12 protein-coding genes and 1 pseudogene are annotated in these 16,286 nt (G+C 52.2%); 11 read left to right on the forward strand and 2 right to left on the reverse strand.

Annotated features, from left to right (window positions below; translation table 11 throughout):
* Positions 1-540: 540 nt before the first annotated feature.
* Positions 541-726, forward strand: a pseudogene (locus tag PA598K_RS33115) (NUDIX domain-containing protein); the annotation flags it as partial.
* A gap of 164 nt (positions 727-890) precedes the next feature.
* Here PA598K_RS33115 and PA598K_RS33120 read toward each other — a convergent pair.
* Both PA598K_RS33120 and PA598K_RS33125 read right to left on the reverse strand, forming a co-directional pair.
* Complete coding sequence (locus PA598K_RS33120) at positions 891-1,745, reverse strand: SDR family NAD(P)-dependent oxidoreductase (RefSeq protein ID WP_185602377.1); 855 nt, start codon at positions 1,743-1,745, stop codon at positions 891-893.
* A 25-nt stretch (positions 1,746-1,770) separates the two neighbouring features.
* Positions 1,771-2,370, reverse strand: coding sequence for a TetR/AcrR family transcriptional regulator (locus PA598K_RS33125; protein ID WP_128661019.1), 600 nt, complete (start codon positions 2,368-2,370; stop codon positions 1,771-1,773).
* A 106-nt stretch (positions 2,371-2,476) separates the two neighbouring features.
* Between PA598K_RS33125 and PA598K_RS33130 the strand changes: the two genes are divergently transcribed.
* The 10 genes from PA598K_RS33130 to PA598K_RS33175 all read left to right on the forward strand — a co-directional run bounded on the left by PA598K_RS33130 (position 2,477) and on the right by PA598K_RS33175 (position 15,943).
* Positions 2,477-3,796: an MFS transporter gene (locus PA598K_RS33130; RefSeq protein WP_128661028.1), complete on the forward strand. Its 1,320-nt coding sequence runs from the start codon at positions 2,477-2,479 to the stop codon at positions 3,794-3,796.
* 88 nt (positions 3,797-3,884) lie between these two features.
* Positions 3,885-5,111 (forward strand): MFS transporter, encoded by a 1,227-nt coding sequence (locus PA598K_RS33135; protein WP_128661020.1) that lies wholly within the window; start codon positions 3,885-3,887, stop codon positions 5,109-5,111.
* Positions 5,112-5,350: 239 nt separating this feature from the next.
* Positions 5,351-7,315, forward strand: coding sequence for a cellulase family glycosylhydrolase (locus tag PA598K_RS38485; protein WP_260405741.1), 1,965 nt, complete (start codon positions 5,351-5,353; stop codon positions 7,313-7,315).
* A gap of 260 nt (positions 7,316-7,575) precedes the next feature.
* Complete coding sequence (rpsN, locus tag PA598K_RS33145) at positions 7,576-7,845, forward strand: 30S ribosomal protein S14 (protein ID WP_128661021.1); 270 nt, start codon at positions 7,576-7,578, stop codon at positions 7,843-7,845.
* A 26-nt stretch (positions 7,846-7,871) separates the two neighbouring features.
* Positions 7,872-8,204, forward strand: a complete 333-nt coding sequence (locus PA598K_RS33150) for a DUF3024 domain-containing protein (protein ID WP_128661022.1) — start codon at positions 7,872-7,874, stop codon at positions 8,202-8,204.
* A gap of 35 nt (positions 8,205-8,239) precedes the next feature.
* Entirely contained in the window at positions 8,240-9,436 is a 1,197-nt protein-coding gene (locus tag PA598K_RS33155) for a GTP-binding protein (protein WP_128661023.1), read from the forward strand.
* A 20-nt stretch (positions 9,437-9,456) separates the two neighbouring features.
* A complete protein-coding gene (locus PA598K_RS33160; protein WP_128661024.1) occupies positions 9,457-9,942 on the forward strand; it encodes a hypothetical protein in 486 nt (161 codons plus the stop codon).
* 360 nt (positions 9,943-10,302) lie between these two features.
* Entirely contained in the window at positions 10,303-11,856 is a 1,554-nt protein-coding gene (locus tag PA598K_RS33165) for an alpha-L-rhamnosidase-related protein (protein ID WP_260405742.1), read from the forward strand.
* Positions 11,857-11,927: 71 nt separating this feature from the next.
* The gene (locus tag PA598K_RS33170; protein ID WP_128661026.1) at positions 11,928-14,252 is read left to right on the forward strand and encodes an AraC family transcriptional regulator; all 2,325 of its coding nucleotides are present in this window, start codon (positions 11,928-11,930) and stop codon (positions 14,250-14,252) included.
* 101 nt (positions 14,253-14,353) lie between these two features.
* On the forward strand, positions 14,354-15,943 hold the full coding sequence (locus PA598K_RS33175; protein WP_128661027.1) for an ABC transporter substrate-binding protein: 1,590 nt from the start codon (positions 14,354-14,356) through the stop codon (positions 15,941-15,943).
* The last annotated feature ends 343 nt before the right edge of the window (positions 15,944-16,286 follow it).

A 16,286-nucleotide genomic window follows, 5' to 3' on the forward strand; every position in this document is an offset into this window, starting at 1 on the left:
GGCTTTCGTAATTTAGGTTGAATGGTATGTAGAGTTCTTGGGAGGAACGCTTGCGGCTAATTTTGGAGTCTTTGCAATTATCGAGTTACACGAAGGGCCAAACATAAATCTATGGAAGACTGATGATAAAACGACAAGCACATTTACAGTTGATGGGAATCCATTTCCAACTATAGGGATAGAAGTGGAGGACATAGAGCAGAGCCAAAATCTATAACCTAAATTATGAAAGCCATCATAGCTAAACAAGGGCTTGCACCGCAAATTAACCCTGATCTCAGCACCGGCGGGCTATGGCAACAGAATGATTAGCCCATTGTGAACGACTGGCGGCATGGCCTTCCCTTGGCTGCCATCTCGATATCGATGCAGATAGTTTCGAAAGTCTTCCACTACCGAAGGCAGTTATGCTCAAGCGTGACACGCGAAGAAACGAAAAATGAACCTTTTTGTTCATTTAGTTGTCTGGAATGGTATGGATATTGGGTAACAACTTGAGCTTGGGCCTGTGTTCTAAAACCATGCAAAGGAGAGAAACAGATGAATCCTCCAAAACATATCGTATCTGCGGCTGCAATTACCATTAATGAAAAAAACGAATTACTCCTTATTAAAGGGCCCAAAAGAGGTTGGGAGATGCCGGGAGGGCAAGTCGAGATAGGGGAATCTCTTTCGCATGCAGCGATCAGAGAGACGGAAGAATCAGGCATAGTATTGAGTCTAACGACGAGAGTAATATATGAATGTATCCAAGTCAAGGCAGACGGTGTAAGAGTATAGCTTAAACATCGGCAAGCCAAGAGCGCTCCTGGCAGCGTGCGCTTGGCTTGCTTTTTTCTGCTGTTAACGACTCTGCGGCATGGGTAGCCTCCTACTCGATGTCAACAGGGTTATAAAGTATGATCACCCAAATAAGCAGCCATCCACAACCTGCTTTTTTCATGCAATTCGTTTTGCTTGTTGACATTCGAAGCGATCGCCACCGTTCGCGCAACCTTCATGCTCTTATAAAACTTGCCCGTTGCTCCCTTTACCTCATCGGAGGTTGCCAGGTAGATCGAGGTGCGAGCGCCCTGCTGGGGCGACTGCATGAACAGCTTCATCAGCGGCCTGGCAAAGGCAGGCGCAGTCCGCGCGGATTGGGGCGTGTAGATGACTCCCGGATGAAGGGCATTAACCGTCACGCCGCTGTCGGACAGCTCGCCGGCCATATGATACGTCATCATTAGCACCGCCGTTTTGGCGAGCTTGTACGCCTGCATGCTGCGGTAGGCAGATGTGGAGGGATGGGCCGCTGCCTCGAGGTCAAACTGTTTGGCTTGCATGATGGAGGCGACATTGACGATCCTGCCTGCCCCGACTTCCTGCAGCTTGGGTAGCAATAGCCGCGTCAGCAAGAAGGGAGCGAGATAATTGACCGCAAAGGTCAGTTCAAAGCCCTCGTCATTGGTCTCATAGCGGCTGAATAAGCCTCCTGCATTGTTAATGAGCACATCGAGCTTGTCGTAGCGTTCCTTCACCTGCTGCGCCAGACGTGCGATCTCCTTGGCGGAGGACAAGTCCGCGATCAGCAGATCTACCTTTGCGTTGCCTGTCTGCCCTATGATCGCTTGCTGGGCCGCTGCTCCTCGCTTCGCATCGCGGCACACCATGATAATGTGATGTCCTTGGCTAGCCAGCCCCTCCGCTGTCGCATAGCCGATCCCTGAGTTGGCGCCTGTGATCAAGCTTGTTTTTGCAGACATTGAGCTCATCCTTTCATGACTTTATTTATAGACGTGGGCGAGTAGATAGCACGGATAGCGCCGCATCGATACAACTCTCCAGCCATTGTCGATCGGGGTTGGCTTTCTTGAGCACGGTGATGCCGATGAAGGCCACCACCAGAGACTGCGCCGCTGCCGGACAGTCCATAGTCCCATCGAGCTCTCCCGAGCTAATCCCCTGCTTCAGCGCATCCTCAAAGATTGTCGCCAGATAACGCTGATGCTCCCGCGTCAACACCTCAAACCTCGCATCATGCGGACCTAACTCTACCATCGTATTAATGCAGAAGCAGCCATGTCGTTCATCGGTTGCGGCAGGAAATACCCCCTCCATAAACAAACGTCTGAAGGCAGACTTCACGCTGTCGCTGTCGCTGTTGGTCAGCTTCGTACGAACGGCTTTGGCGTGCAACTGATTATAATGGCGGAGCGCCGACTCGAACAACGCCATTTTATCTCCGAATGCAGCGTACATGCTCGGTTTCTGAATCCCCATCCGAGAGGTTAAATCGATGAGCGAAGCAGCCTCATACCCTTTCTCCCAGAAGACATGCATCGCGTCAGTTAATGCCTTTTGCTCATCGAACGTTCGAGTTCTAGCCATAAGATGCCTCCTGACAAGGTGAAACGTCGATTTTGACTACCTTTCGGTACAATATATAGTACAGGAATCGAATGGAAAGCTCAAGTTTTTGTTGACATTCCATCGAATGTGTGAGTTAATTGGCACTAAAATAACATACCGTTCAGTATGTTATGTGGAGGTTTTAGCGTTGACAACTACTACAGAACATCGCCCGGGCAAGACGGGGGCACAAGCGCAGTTATCGAACGCGACACTTTTGCTGTATGCGATTATCTCCGGGGCGGCTGTCGCCACGGTTTATTATGCTCAACCGTTGCTAGAGGCGATGGCTTCTGAGTTTGGCATTAGCAGCACGATCATTGGCAGCATAGTAACGATGACCCAGATATGCTACGCCCTTGGATTGTTTTTCCTCGTTCCGCTAGGGGATTTGCTTGATCCACGACGACTCGTCACTGGCATGTTGATCTGTATCGCGCTTGCATCAGCCTTCGTAGCGCTGGCCTCCAATGCGTGGGCGCTGTTCATCAGCATAGGGATCGTCGGCTCGCAGGCAGTCGTTGCCCAAGTTCTCGTTGCCCTTACCGCGCATCGCGCCTCTTCGGAGCGTCGTGGCCAAGCCATTGGCATCGTGACGAGCGGAATTGTCATCGGGATACTGCTGGGGCGGACCTTTGCGGGCAGCTTGGCGGATCTGGCTGGATGGCGAGCAGTATATGTCGTTACTTCGGTCATTATGACCTGTCTGGCCTTGCTCTTCCTGAAGGTTACACCTGCTGTGCAACGGTTGCCGAGCGATAGGCGTACGTATCTTGGGATGCTCCGCTCGATGAAGGATTTATTCGTGCATCTGCCGTTATTACGCATTCGTGGCGCACTGGCGTTTTTGATTTTTTTTGACTTTAGTATTCTGTGGTCCTCCATGGTCCTGCCGATGAGCGCTTCGCCGCTGTCGTTTAGCCACACCGTCATTGGCCTGTTTGGGCTTGCGGGTGTAGCAGGGGCGCTGGCCGCCCGCCGTGCGGGCCGACTGGCCGATCGCGGGCTGGGACAATGGACGACCGGCATCGCTTTGCTGCTATTGGCGATTTCCTGGTGGCCGATCAGCTTTCTTCAGCATTCCATATGGCCATTCATCGTTGGGGTGATTATGCTGGACCTCGCCGTCCAAGCGGTGCATGTGACCAATCAGAGCATGATATTAAAGGCTCGCCCAGAGGCGGGGAGCAGGCTGACGGCGGGCTACATGATGTTCTACTCCTTCGGCAGCGCGGCGGGAGCGGTACTGTCGACCTGGATTTATTCATGGGCGGGGTGGTTTGGTGTGTGCATACTAGGGGCTGCAGTCAGCGTGATCGCGCTCGTGTTTTGGGCATGTACCGTGAGGATGGACGATACGGCGAGAGGGGCGGAGATTTTTGGTGGAATTCACCAACAAAAATGAGTACTATTTTAATAGATACGAAGTACACAACAACGATATGCGCTTGAATCAACATCGATGCATGTAAAGGCGCCGGAAGGGAACAACGATGGTCACTTGGTTTTTAATCCTTATTTACTTGGCGTTTATTAGTCTCGGTCTTCCTGATTCGTTGTTAGGGGCGGCGTGGCCGGTTATTTGGCCGGAGATCGATTCTTCCATGGGGTCTGCGGGGCTTGTGGCTATGGTCATTGCCGGAGGAACGATTGCTTCGAGTCTGGCGAGTGGCAAGATGATCCAATGGTTGGGCACGGGGAAGCTTACCTTGTTCAGTTGTTTGTTGACTGCGACAGCATTGCTGGGGTTTTCCATGGCTCCGTCGATTGTCTGGCTGATTGGACTGGCCGTGCCTTTGGGACTTGGGGGAGGAGCGGTCGATGCGGCTTTGAATCACTATGTTGCCGACAATTATAAAGCGCACCACATGAGCTGGCTTCACTGCTTTTGGGGAGTCGGAGCTACAGCCGGGCCGATTATTATGGCTGGTTTTATTGCATCGCCTTTTTCTTGGCGAGGAGGCTATACAGCGGTAGCGATCCTTCAGTTTGTGCTTGTCGCGATTCTGTTCATCACACTGCCATTATGGAAACGAGTAGCTGCCATACGAGATTCCATGCGAGCAGCCGAACAAAAGGATGAGGTCTCTGAGCCGGATGAAGAAAGTCGCGCCAGACAAGTTAACGTTTTTCGATTGAAGGGAATTAAGCCAAACTTGCTTTCTTTTCTGTTGTATTGCGGTGCTGAAGCGATGGTTGGCTTGTGGGGAGCCAGCTATTTGGTAGAGACCCGCGAGGTGAATCCGGAGACGGCGGCAGGCTGGATCGCGTTATATTATGGCGGGATTACGGTTGGTCGATTGATCACGGGCTTCATCACCTTCAAAGTATCAAACCGACTTTTAATTCGCTTTGGTCAATGGATCGCGATGGCGGGATGTATCCTGTTTTTTCTCCCTCTGCCTGACTCGTTTTGCATGGCAGGGTTTGTTTTGATCGGCCTCGGCTTCGCGCCTATTTACCCCGGGTTGCTTCACGAAACGCCTGCTCGGTTTGGGAAGGAAAATTCAGCCAAGCTGATGGGATACCAGATGGCGGTTGCTTACACCGGCAGTACGTTCATACCGCCGCTCTTTGGGCTGATTGTGACCTTGACGAGCACGGCCTTATTTCCAAGCGCCGTATTCATAATTTTGCTTCTTATGCTCATTAGCGTGGAACTGGTCAATCGGATTCTTAGCGCCGAGAGGGGAGATCGTACCAGGGTTAGCGGAAATTGAGGAAGGCTGTTTGCCGAATGAAATCCCCGGAAGGGGATTTTTTCTATTATCTGCAAGTTGAAAGCCTTTTCAAAATTGAGATTGATAATAGTTACAAATTATGTATAATAAAGGTACATCTAGGATATACATGCTCCGCTTTGATCAAATAGAATCGAACAAATAGAAAGGAGGACATGTGGCGTCGTTGCTGTTCATTGCATGTGATTCTAATCAAATAAGCAAAGGAGAGCGATAGAATGAGGGTAAAAGTGAAAGCGATCAGCACCTACATGTTAGCTGTCGTGTTAGCTGTGGCACTCGCCATTACCGGCTGGAGCCAGGCGGCATCGGCAGCGCCGACACCGGATTTCAGGCAGTTGAACGCTTCTCAGATCGTAGCGGAGATGGGGGCAGGCTGGAATCTGGGCAACCAGCTTGAAGCGAGTATTAACGGGATGCCAAGCGAGACGGCGTGGAATAATCCGACGATTACGCCCGCACTCATCCAAATGGTCAAGGCCGCCGGCTTCAAAACGATCCGCATCCCGGTTTCTTACCTCAATCTGATCGGAAGCGCCCCCGACTATACGATCGATGCCGCTTGGCTAAACCGCATCAAAGCAGTGGTGGACTACGCCTATAATGAAGGATTATATGTCGTCATCAACATTCATGGAGACGGTTTCAATTCGGTCAATGGCGCTTGGCTGTTAGTCAACGCAAGCAATCAAACAGCGATTCGGGCGAAATATCAAAAGGTATGGGAGCAAATCGCCAACAAATTCGTTGACTATGACGAGCGGTTAATTTTTGAGTCGATGAACGAAGTGTTCGACGGCAATTACAACAACCCGAACCTGTCGTATTACGCCAACCTGAACGCGTATAATCAGATTTTTGTAGATACGGTGAGACAGACCGGCGGCAACAACAGCGCGAGGTGGCTGCTCGTCCCGGGCTGGAATACAACGATTGATTATACGGTTGGCAATTACGGCTTCGTCATGCCGACGGACCAATACCGATCCTCCTCGATTCCAAGCTCCGAGAAGAGGATTATGATCTCCGTCCATTATTACTCTCCGTGGGACTTCGCCGGCGAGGAATCCGGCAGCATTACCCAATGGGGAGCGACAGCGACCGACCCCTCCAAGCGATCGACCTGGGGACAAGAGGACTATCTGGAATCGCAGCTCAAGTCGGTGTACGATACCTTCGTCGTCCAAGGCTATCCTGCCGTCATCGGCGAGTTCGGCTCCATTGATAAAAGCAACTTCGATGCAACCAATCCTGCGTACCGTGAGATCTACGCCAAGGCCTTGACGGCAACGGCCAAGAAATACGGCTCTGTGCCTGTCTATTGGGATAACGGGTTTAACGGACAGTTTGGATTCGGACTATTCGACCGATTTACCAATACGGTCACCCAGCAAGGCATCATCGATGCGATCATGAGCGGGATGGGCGCTCCCGCTGGCAACAACTCGGGGATCACGCCAACGACAGCGACATTCGATAAGAAGACGGCCAACCAGGCGGACATTGCGGTGACGCTGACCTTAAACGGCAATACGTTGTCCAGCATCAAAAATGGAGCGGCTACGCTTGTTGCCGGAACAGACTATACCGTCTCCGGGTCCACAGTTACGATAAAAAAAGCTTATCTGGCTGCTCAAGCTGTCGGCACAACGACGCTGACCTTTAACTTTAGCGCCGGGGCTAGCAAAGCAATCGCGATCTCGGTCGTGGATACGACATCCGCTGGAAGTGGTTCAATTAAAGTGCAGCTGTTCAACGGGAATACGACAGCAACGACCAACACGCTTAATCCTCGCATCAAGATTGTGAACACAGGCACTTCGGCTGTGCCATTGTCCAGCGTCAAAGTCAAATATTACTACACCGTGGACGGCAACGTTGGGCAAACCTTCTTCTGCGATTGGTCGAGCGCAGGCTGCGGCAGCATCACCGGTACGTTCGCGGCGCTAGCGACTCCCAAAACGAACGCCGACCACTATGCCGAGATTGCGTTTGCATCGAGTGCAGGTTCGCTTGCAGCCGGTCAATCCATCGACATCCAATTGCGCATTTCCAAAAACGACTGGAGCAACTATACCCAAACCAATGACTATTCGTTTAATGCAACAGGCACCGCTTATGTGGATTGGAATAAAGTCACCGCTTATGTAGGCGGCACGCTGAGCTGGGGGACTGAACCGTAGGATCGGACTGAGTCAACTTGAACTTGTGGCATGTAGCCCCTTGAGGAGCTAGCTCGAATTTCGGGCAAGCTCCTTTTTTGATTGCAGATACGGCGTATCGGCTACTCAGAAAAGCCCAAAGAATCGCTTTCTCCGCTGGCATGTCAGCAAGGAGCGTGGGAATACACAGGTGCAGAAGCGAAGGCGCGATTTGGGGGTTGCAATTCTGACCATGATGGTTATAATTAATCGTAATAATTACAATTAAAGGAGAGGTTATTGTGGCTAAAAAATCTAAGGTTGTCAAGGAATTGAAACGGCGCGCTATGGTAGAACGATATGCGGAGCTCCGAAAGCAGCTCAAGGAAAACAAGGATTACGAGGGGCTGCAAAAGCTGCCGAGGGACGCGTCGCCGACTCGTCTGCACAGCCGATGTGAATTGACCGGCAGGCCGCATGGCTATCTGAGAAAGTTCAAGGTATCGCGTATCGTGTTTAGGGAGCTGGCGTACAAGGGGCAAATCCCCGGCATTAAGAAATCCAGCTGGTAACAGCACAACGCTGGGGGTGAGGAAGGATGGACCCGTTCACTGTCAGAAGACTGGAAAAAATATTGGATGGCTATATCGAAGCGAAGGTGCCGCAGGGGATGCGCGCCTCGATCCGGCTGATCTATGAGTGGGAAGGCGACGTCTTGACCTTGTGCGAGAGAAGGCTGTCATATCCGGAGCTGGGCTGGAGTCGAGCCGACATCGTGCAATTCCGGCTGGAGGCGGGGGGCTGGTGCGTATATGCAAAGGGGGAGGACGGGAGCTTCATGCCCGTTTCCGCCATCGAGCCGGACCCCGACTTCGAGCGTCAGCTGGAGCAGGTCGAGCTGGATCCGGAGGGCCTATTCTGGATATCGTGAGCTCAGGATCGAGAGGATGGAAGGAGACAAAGAGGATGAGCAAGCAGGAGGAACGGCGGCGGATTCCGGTGACCGTCTTAAGCGGGTATCTGGGCGCAGGCAAAACAACGCTTCTAAACCACGTCCTGAACAATCGGGAGGGGCTAAAGGTTGCGGTGATCGTCAACGACCTGAGCGAGGTTAATATCGACGCCGAACTGGTCCGCGAAGGCGGCGGTCTGAGTCGGACGGAGGAGAAGCTGGTGGAGATGTCGAACGGCTGCATCTGCTGCACGCTTCGCGACGATCTGCTGCAAGAGGTGGAGCGGCTGGCTTTAGAAGGCCGATTCGATTATATTCTTATCGAGTCGACGGGGATCGGCGAGCCGTTGCCAGTGGCCCAGACCTTCACCTACGTCGACGAGGATCAGCAGATCGATTTGTCCCGATTGACCCGGCTGGACTGCATGGTGACGGTCGTGGACGCGCTCAACTTCTGGCAGGACTATCACTCGCCGGAATCTCTCATGCAGCGCAATCAGGAGGCGGGCGAGGGGGATACGCGCCATGTCGTGCATCTGCTCACCGATCAGATCGAATTCTGCGACGTACTCGTCCTGAACAAGTGCGATCTCGTCAGCGAGGCAGAGCTGGAGCGGCTGGAGGCTACGCTCAGAGGGCTCCAGCCGGGCGCGAGGCTGATCCGGGCCAGTCATGGCCAGATTGATCCAAGAGACATTCTCAATACCGAATTGTTCGACTTCGATAAGGCGAGTCAGTCGGCGGGTTGGATTCGGGAGCTGCAAAAGGAGCATCATACGCCGGAAACCGAGGAGTACGGTATCTCTTCCTTCGTCTACACACGCAAAATTCCGTTCCATCCAGAGCGGCTGTTGAAGTGGATGGCGAAATGGCCGAAATCGGTCGTTCGCTCCAAAGGTGTGCTGTGGCTGGCTACGCGCAACGCTACAGCGATCTCCTTCAGTCAGGCGGGTGTATCGCGGCAATTGGCCCCTGCGGGATTATGGGTAGCCTCGTTGTCGGAGGAGGAGCGAGTCGCTTACTTCGGCGACGATTACCCAAAATCCCCGGATTGGGACGAGCAATGGGGCGATCGCGTAACCAAGCTTGTCTTGATCGGGCTCGAGCTGGATAAGGAGGCTATTACCGGTTCCCTTGATAGCGCGCTGCTGACTGCCGAGGAGATGAGCGGCAATTGGCGTACGCTGTCAGACCCGCTGCCCGCGTTCTAACGATAGAGGAGAGTGGCATAATGGCTCATGTCAGCTACAGTGATGAATCGGAGATAATCCTCAGCTCGCATGACGAACGGCGCTGGAGTCGCAGAGACGAGGAGCTGTCCCGCTGGGTCGTCGCATCCAAATCGAGACTGCGAGCCAAGCAGACGGTGTGCTTTGGCGGGAATGAAATCGATGCGGAGCTGTTGTCCGCGCTTATGCTGCTCAAGCGTCTAGGCATCGAGACGGAGTACTCCTGTGCGGGCGTAAGTCCGCTCGACGAGCCGGAGGATCATTCATTATATGCCTATATTACCCTGCTGGCATCGCCGCGAGCGGATGCCTTCGCCAGGCTGGCGATGAAGCGCATGAAGCATCGGCTGCTGGTCACGTATGAGCCTGGACGGCATCGCTACGACCTGTCTTCGTTCTATATCGGGCATAACCGATCGTTCTGTCTGCTGATGGAGAGCTGTGCCCGAGTGATGTTGGCAGCTGGCACTGCCGCGGCTGCGATATGAATGCCTGGCTGGATGCGACGGCCTGGGACGGTCGCGCCGCTACCTATGCGAGTCGAATGGACCGTTACTGGCATAACGCAGGAGCAAGTTCGGAAGTGGAGTCGAGGCCTTGCCGCATCTTTTGAAGGTGCGCAAGGTCTTTTTTTGCTGTGCATTGCTCCCGATCCCCTCCAGTGCAAAATCCTCCGTTATTCGATTAGCCTTTTCAGTTTCGATTTGCGAAAAAAAAGGCGTTCATCCATAGTTATTGTTGAAATCTATACATTTTACACTATGAATTTGCTGCCCAATCCATTAAAAATAAACAGACAGGCGTGTCCTTTTGTTGCCTGAACAGAGGGGAGAGAGAAACAGTTGCAGGTGAATCAGACCTTTGTGGATCGGGCAGAGTTACTTGTTCCGACCCTGTACGAGACGATCGTTCGCCCGGTAAGCGAGATTGAAGTCGTGGCGGAGGAGGAGGCATTCCAAGGATGGGCAACCCATGCCTTACACGATGCAGGGGAATGCCAGCACCTGTCTTACGGAAAGAACGACAGCTTCATTCTGGATTTTGGGGATCATTATGTCGGTTATTTGAGCCTTTCCGTTACGCCGACGGGCGGACTGCCGGATGCTCCGCTTAGTCTAAATCTGATTTTTGGCGAGATGCCTTGCGAGGTGGCGGAGCCTTTTGAGAGCTATCAGGGGGAGATGAGCAAATCGTGGCTGCAGGAGGAGACGATCTATGTCGATGTACTGCCAGCCGTGATTCGGCCGTCCCGCAGATACGCTTTTCGCTATGTTAAGGTGATCGTGCTGGACACCTCTCCGAAATACAACGTCCAGTTTACGGATATCCGCTGCATCGCGGTGACGTCTGCCGATGTCACCTTGGTGGAGCCGTTGCCGGCATCGACCCCGACCGACCTCGTAGAGATGGATAGGATCGGCAGGAGAACGCTGCAGAATTGTATGCAGACGGTATTCGAAGATGGACCCAAGCGCGATAGAAGACTATGGATTGGCGACCTCAGATTGCAGGCGCTCGCGAATTACGAGACATTCGGAAATAGGGATCTCGTCAAAAGATGCCTCTACCTGTTCGGCGGAATGACGCTTGCGGACGGGGCGGTCGGCGCCTGCGTGTACGAGAGGCCTCATCCTCAGGTAGACGATGTCCGATTATATGATTACTCGCTATTTTTTGTAGCCACTTTGCACGATTACTATTATGCTACGAAGGATAGGGATACGTTGACGGACTTGTGGCCTGTCGCTTGGGAGCAGATCGGCATCGCCTTGCGCAGATTGGATGACCGTGGGATCGTACAGGATGACTCGTCCTGGTGGTGCTCGATCGACTGGCATACGGAGTTGAATAAACAGGCATCGGCCCAGGCTATCTTGATCTATTGCCTAAGAAGGGGACTGGCTCTCTCTTATGAACAGAATGAGCCCGAGCGCGCCCGTTGGCTCGAAGAGCAAATCGCTGTCGTATCGGAAGCCGCAATGAAGCACCTCTGGGACGGGAACCACGGCTTCTTTATTAGCGGCCCTCAGGCGCAGGTCTCCTGGGCTTCGCAAATATTCATGGTGCTGGCGGAGGTGCTTGACGCAGAGCGTCAAGGCGAGTTGATGGATCGTCTGTTCGATCAAGATCCCGACATCCGTCCCGTCACGCCCTATCTTTACCATCACCTGATCGAAGCCCTTTTGCTATGCGGCAGGAAAGACAAGGCTCTTGAAGAAATGAGAGCTTATTGGGGAGCGATGGCAGTGAGCGGAGCAGATACGTTCTGGGAGCTCTATGATCGGTCAGACTCGAAACGCTCGCCCTACGGGAGTCACTTGATCAACAGTTATTGCCATGCCTGGAGCTGTACGCCCGCTTATTTCATTCGCAAGTATTTTACCCGCGATCGGGGGGAGTGACAAAATACCGGAGTCGAGGGGCCGAGAGCCCCTTTTTCTAACCGATTCTATGATAGAAAGAGGGGGAGAGGATGCGGAGATGGATAACCAATCGATCCTTTTTTTCAACCATGTTTATATCGATCACGATTATCGTCACCTTTCTTGTATTGATTCTGTCATTGGTCCTCTATACGTATGTGGGCCAGGTGGTGTCCCGCACGTTGGAGGAGGCCAATCGGAGCAATCTGGCTCAGATCAGCTACAGCGCCAACTATATGGATGATTCGGCGAAAAATCTCGCCTTCTCCATCTTCAAGGATTCAAGCACGACGCCCCTGATGTATTCGGACACGATTGAAACGTCGGACCTGGTTTGGGAGAGGGAGCAGCTCAGCATCTGGGCAAGCTCTAATCCTCTCGTGCATTCCATCTATGTCTATAACGGGAAAACGGAAACGTATATTTCCTCCTATACGTATGCTTGGGAGCGCGCGGGAGCCGACAAGGGCATTTTTGACGTGCTTAGAAAACTCGGCAGCGAGCCGAAGCAAGTGAAACCGATCTCGCGGAAAATCCCGCTGGATGTCGCCGGGCTCAAGCAGACGGAAGTAGAGGTGTTCACCTATGTGCTCTACGATTACGTCTCTCGCGACGGGCGAATCGAGGGCGCGGTCATCATCAATATCAAGGCCGACTATCTTCGCGACACCGTAAATACTCTGGCCTCGAAGAGCGACAAGACTCGCGGCAATATCGTCATTGTGGATAAAGCCGGCAATCTGGTGATGGATGCCACCGGAAATTACGAACACCAGTGGAACCTGCAGCCTATGCAGGATCACGATCCAGCCAGCGCCTCCCTTCGGAGCAAAGTCGTAACCATCGGGAAGGACAAGATGCTGGCTACCTATACCGATTCCGAGCATCTCGATTGGACATATATCAACGTCATTCCCTACGACCTGATCTATCAGCCGCTAACGAGCATCAAACGAATGACGATAGGGATGTGCTCGATCATCGTACTGGCCGGATTCAGTCTCGCCTATTTCGTATCGAGACGAATTTATTTTCCCATTGGCGAGCTGGTACGCAAGGTCAAGGATATCACCGAATCTCCTTCGCATCATCCGGAGTCATCCGCCAATGAGATGACGTATTTGTCCGATCGCTTTTCTCATACGTTTCATCATGCGAAGTCCCTTGACCTGAAACAACAGCTAAGGAGCAAAACCGAGGCCTTGCACAACCTTCTCTTGTCGCGCGAGCGCCTGGAGATGAACAGCCTATGCAAAAGCTTCGTTACCCATCGACTGCGGTTGAATCCGTTCAAGCGCTATCGTCTCGTTTTTATTCAATTCGATCACCTGCAAGCCTTTGCCCAGCGGTATACGCCAAGAGATCAAGCGTTGATTCGTTTTGCGCTTCTCAATGTGCTGGAGGAGCTGTTGCTTCCGCACTATGTCTGCGAGGTGGTGGATATCGGAGAGGATCGTATGGTCTGCGTCCTCAATCTGGACGAGCAGGTGCAGGAGGAACTGCTGGAACGTATGTTGACGGAGGCCCGCGAGTGGTCGTCCCAATATCTCAGGCTTTCGTTTACTTCAACCCTGGGAGAGGTTTATGAAGACATGCACTTATTGAATGAAGCGTACCAGCAAGTGGTACAGCTTTCGAAATATCGCTTCCTGCTCGGACATGGCGCCCTGATTACGAAGAGCGCCACCCTGGAAAAATCCGACGCATCGTCTCAAGTGCCCATCCCCATGATGGAGAAGCTGCTGGAACGGCTTGCATCCGGCAAAGGGGACCAAGCGTATGCACAGCTAATAAGCGTGATAGCCGATGCCAGGCAGGGCTCCTATACCTCGATGCTATCGATATTGCACGTTATGATTTATCGGATCAACCAGAAGATCAGAGCGATCGAGCATTCGTCTTCCTTACAGTTCAACATCGATTTTAATGATTTCACAGCCAAGCTGAACGAAGCGGAAACGCTTGACGAGGTCGAAGGGCAATTTGCGGTCCTGTTCGCAAGCATCGCACAGACGATCCTGAGCAAGTCGCGGAGTCGCACACAAGTCATCGTCGATGCCGTAGCGAAGCATATCGAAGAACAGTATGTTGATCCCAATCTGAGCTTGCAGAGTCTCGCCGAGACCGTGAAGCTATCCAAGGTGTACTTGGGACAGATCTATCGTGAATCCACAGGTCAATCCATCTCCGATGCCATCACGGAAGTGAGAATTCGTCATGTGCTTCGCATCATGCAGGATCATAATGGATCGGTTAGCGACATCCTCGAGCGGGTCGGAATCGAAAACAAAAACTATTTCTACAAGCAATTCAAGAAGAAAATGGGCGTATCGCTGAGCGACTATAAACTGAGACATCTACATGACAGCAAGTAAATGATTTGCTTCCTTGCCCAAGAGCTGGTCATTTCGCCAGTTCCCATCCAAAGTAATAGACGCCATCCATAGTTTTTGACGAAATCGTTCGTATTTGCTCTATGAACAGGCTGAAAATTGAAGTAAAAAAGAGAGGTCCAAATAACAGCAGGCCTGCAAAATTTGGAATAAACCGATTCATGAAGGGGTGCTCGTCCATGTCAAGAAGGATTCGAACGATGTTTTATTTGATGTTGGTGGCGTTTACACTGGGGGGGTGCACAAGCAATACCAATCTGAATACCGCACCGCCGATCACCTCGGAGAACAACGAGAACGATATTTTTCAGCAGCCGCCGGTCGAGTTGAAGTATTACTACCTGGGCAGCCCTCAGGCCGATCTCGCACTCGTCCAGGATGAAATGAACAAGATCCTGCTGGAAAAGATTAACGCTACGATCAAGCTGCAGCCCCTGGATTGGTCCAATTACGGAACGAAGTTAAACGTTATGATTGGCGGCGGGGAAAAGTTTGATCTCCTTTTTGTAGCGCCATGGGTAGGCAACTATTTTCAGAATATCTCCAAAGGAGCATTACTGCCGCTTGATGAATTGCTGGACCACTATGCACCGCAATTAAAGGCGAGCGTGCCGGAGATCGTATGGGATGCGACGAGAGTGGATGGGAAAATCTATGGTTCGATCAATTACCAGATCATGGCGATTGCGTACGGTGTCGGGGTGCAAAAAGAGCTTGCGGAAAAATACAATTTCGATGCTGCCGCGATCAAAAAGGTCGAAGATATGGAACCGTTCCTGGAGCAGATCAAACAAAATGAGAGTGACATCTATCCTCTGTTCAATATGCCTACCCTGATCAATCAGCCGACGTATTATGGCTTCGATTCGATCGGCGATGACAGCATCCCGGGCTGGGTTCGTCTGAGCGATGCCAATCTCGAAGTCATCAATCAATATGCGACCGAGGAATACAAGCAAGCGGTAACGCTGGCACGATCGTGGTACAACAAGGGGTATGCCAAGAAGGACGTCCAGAGCGATCTTGGTCTGGAAACAGGCAAATTCGCCGTAAAATTCAACTTGCCGATCAAACCTGGCGTTGAAGTCGAGGAACAAGGGCTGTGGGGCGGCCGTCCCATTGTAGTCAAGGCGTTGAATGAGCCGATGATTACGACGAACCGCGCCATCGCTACGATGACCGCGATCAGCAAGACTTCTTCGAATCCGGAACGGGCTATGATGTTCCTGGAGCTGATCAACACGGACAAGGAGCTTTATAATCTGTTGGCGAACGGAATCGAAGGCAAGCATTATACCAAAGCAACCGAAGAAGTGATCGAGCCGATAGCAGGGTCCGGGTATGAACCGCGATCCGACTGGATGTTCGGCAACCAGTTCAATGGCTATTATCTCTCGCCCGAGCTCGTCGGCATTTGGGAAGAGACGAAGAAAGTAAACGAGAACGCCGACTACTCGCCTATGATCGGATTTAGCTTCGACCCGGAACTCGTAAAGACAGAGATAGCGCAGGTTACAACGGTCATTCAGCAGTATGATGGACCACTGAGCGCGGGCATCGGCGATACAGAGAAGCTGCTGCCAGAGTTTCTGGAGAAGCTGGACAAAGCCGGAGTGAACAAAATCCTGGAAGAGAAACAAAAACAACTTCAAGCTTGGAAGGCAGCACAGTAGTCGCAGAGTACACATGGATTATCCAATATGCAAGTATGGCTAAGGGAAGATTCGTTCTTCTCTTAGAACTTGCTTGCGGAAGAGTCGGTGAGCTTGTTCGGATGCAGCCGAGAGACCTCATCGTGAAGGGAAGGTTAATCGGATGAGAGGAAAGAGAATAAGTTGGCTGTGGATAGGGACGTTGGTCTTCATCGTGGCGATACTCGTAGGCGTCTGGTTGAGATACGATCGGCCTACGGACGCTTGGATGCAAGTGGAGTCTGGGACACAAGCAGTCCTCGTGGCATCGCCGTCCGGAAACGGAAGCGCTTGCACGAAGGCCAATCCATGCTCGCTGGAGGGC

Origin of the sequence: Paenibacillus sp. 598K (genome assembly GCF_003851045.1) — a bacterium.
GTDB lineage: Bacteria > Bacillota > Bacilli > Paenibacillales > Paenibacillaceae > Paenibacillus_D.

What these genes read in the sequence shown, in the direction of transcription:
- PA598K_RS33120 (WP_185602377.1), bottom strand. Translation starts at nt 1,745, where the DNA reads ATGTCTGCAAAAACAAGCTTGATCACAGGCGCCAACTCAGGGATCGGC.
- PA598K_RS33125 (WP_128661019.1), bottom strand. Translation starts at nt 2,370, where the DNA reads ATGGCTAGAACTCGAACGTTCGATGAGCAAAAGGCATTAACTGACGCG.
- PA598K_RS33130 (WP_128661028.1), top strand. Translation starts at nt 2,477, where the DNA reads ATGTGTGAGTTAATTGGCACTAAAATAACATACCGTTCAGTATGTTAT.
- PA598K_RS33135 (WP_128661020.1), top strand. Translation starts at nt 3,885, where the DNA reads ATGGTCACTTGGTTTTTAATCCTTATTTACTTGGCGTTTATTAGTCTC.
- PA598K_RS38485 (WP_260405741.1), top strand. Translation starts at nt 5,351, where the DNA reads ATGAGGGTAAAAGTGAAAGCGATCAGCACCTACATGTTAGCTGTCGTG.
- PA598K_RS33150 (WP_128661022.1), top strand. Translation starts at nt 7,872, where the DNA reads ATGGACCCGTTCACTGTCAGAAGACTGGAAAAAATATTGGATGGCTAT.
- PA598K_RS33155 (WP_128661023.1), top strand. Translation starts at nt 8,240, where the DNA reads ATGAGCAAGCAGGAGGAACGGCGGCGGATTCCGGTGACCGTCTTAAGC.
- PA598K_RS33160 (WP_128661024.1), top strand. Translation starts at nt 9,457, where the DNA reads ATGGCTCATGTCAGCTACAGTGATGAATCGGAGATAATCCTCAGCTCG.
- PA598K_RS33170 (WP_128661026.1), top strand. Translation starts at nt 11,928, where the DNA reads ATGCGGAGATGGATAACCAATCGATCCTTTTTTTCAACCATGTTTATA.
- PA598K_RS33175 (WP_128661027.1), top strand. Translation starts at nt 14,354, where the DNA reads ATGAACAGGCTGAAAATTGAAGTAAAAAAGAGAGGTCCAAATAACAGC.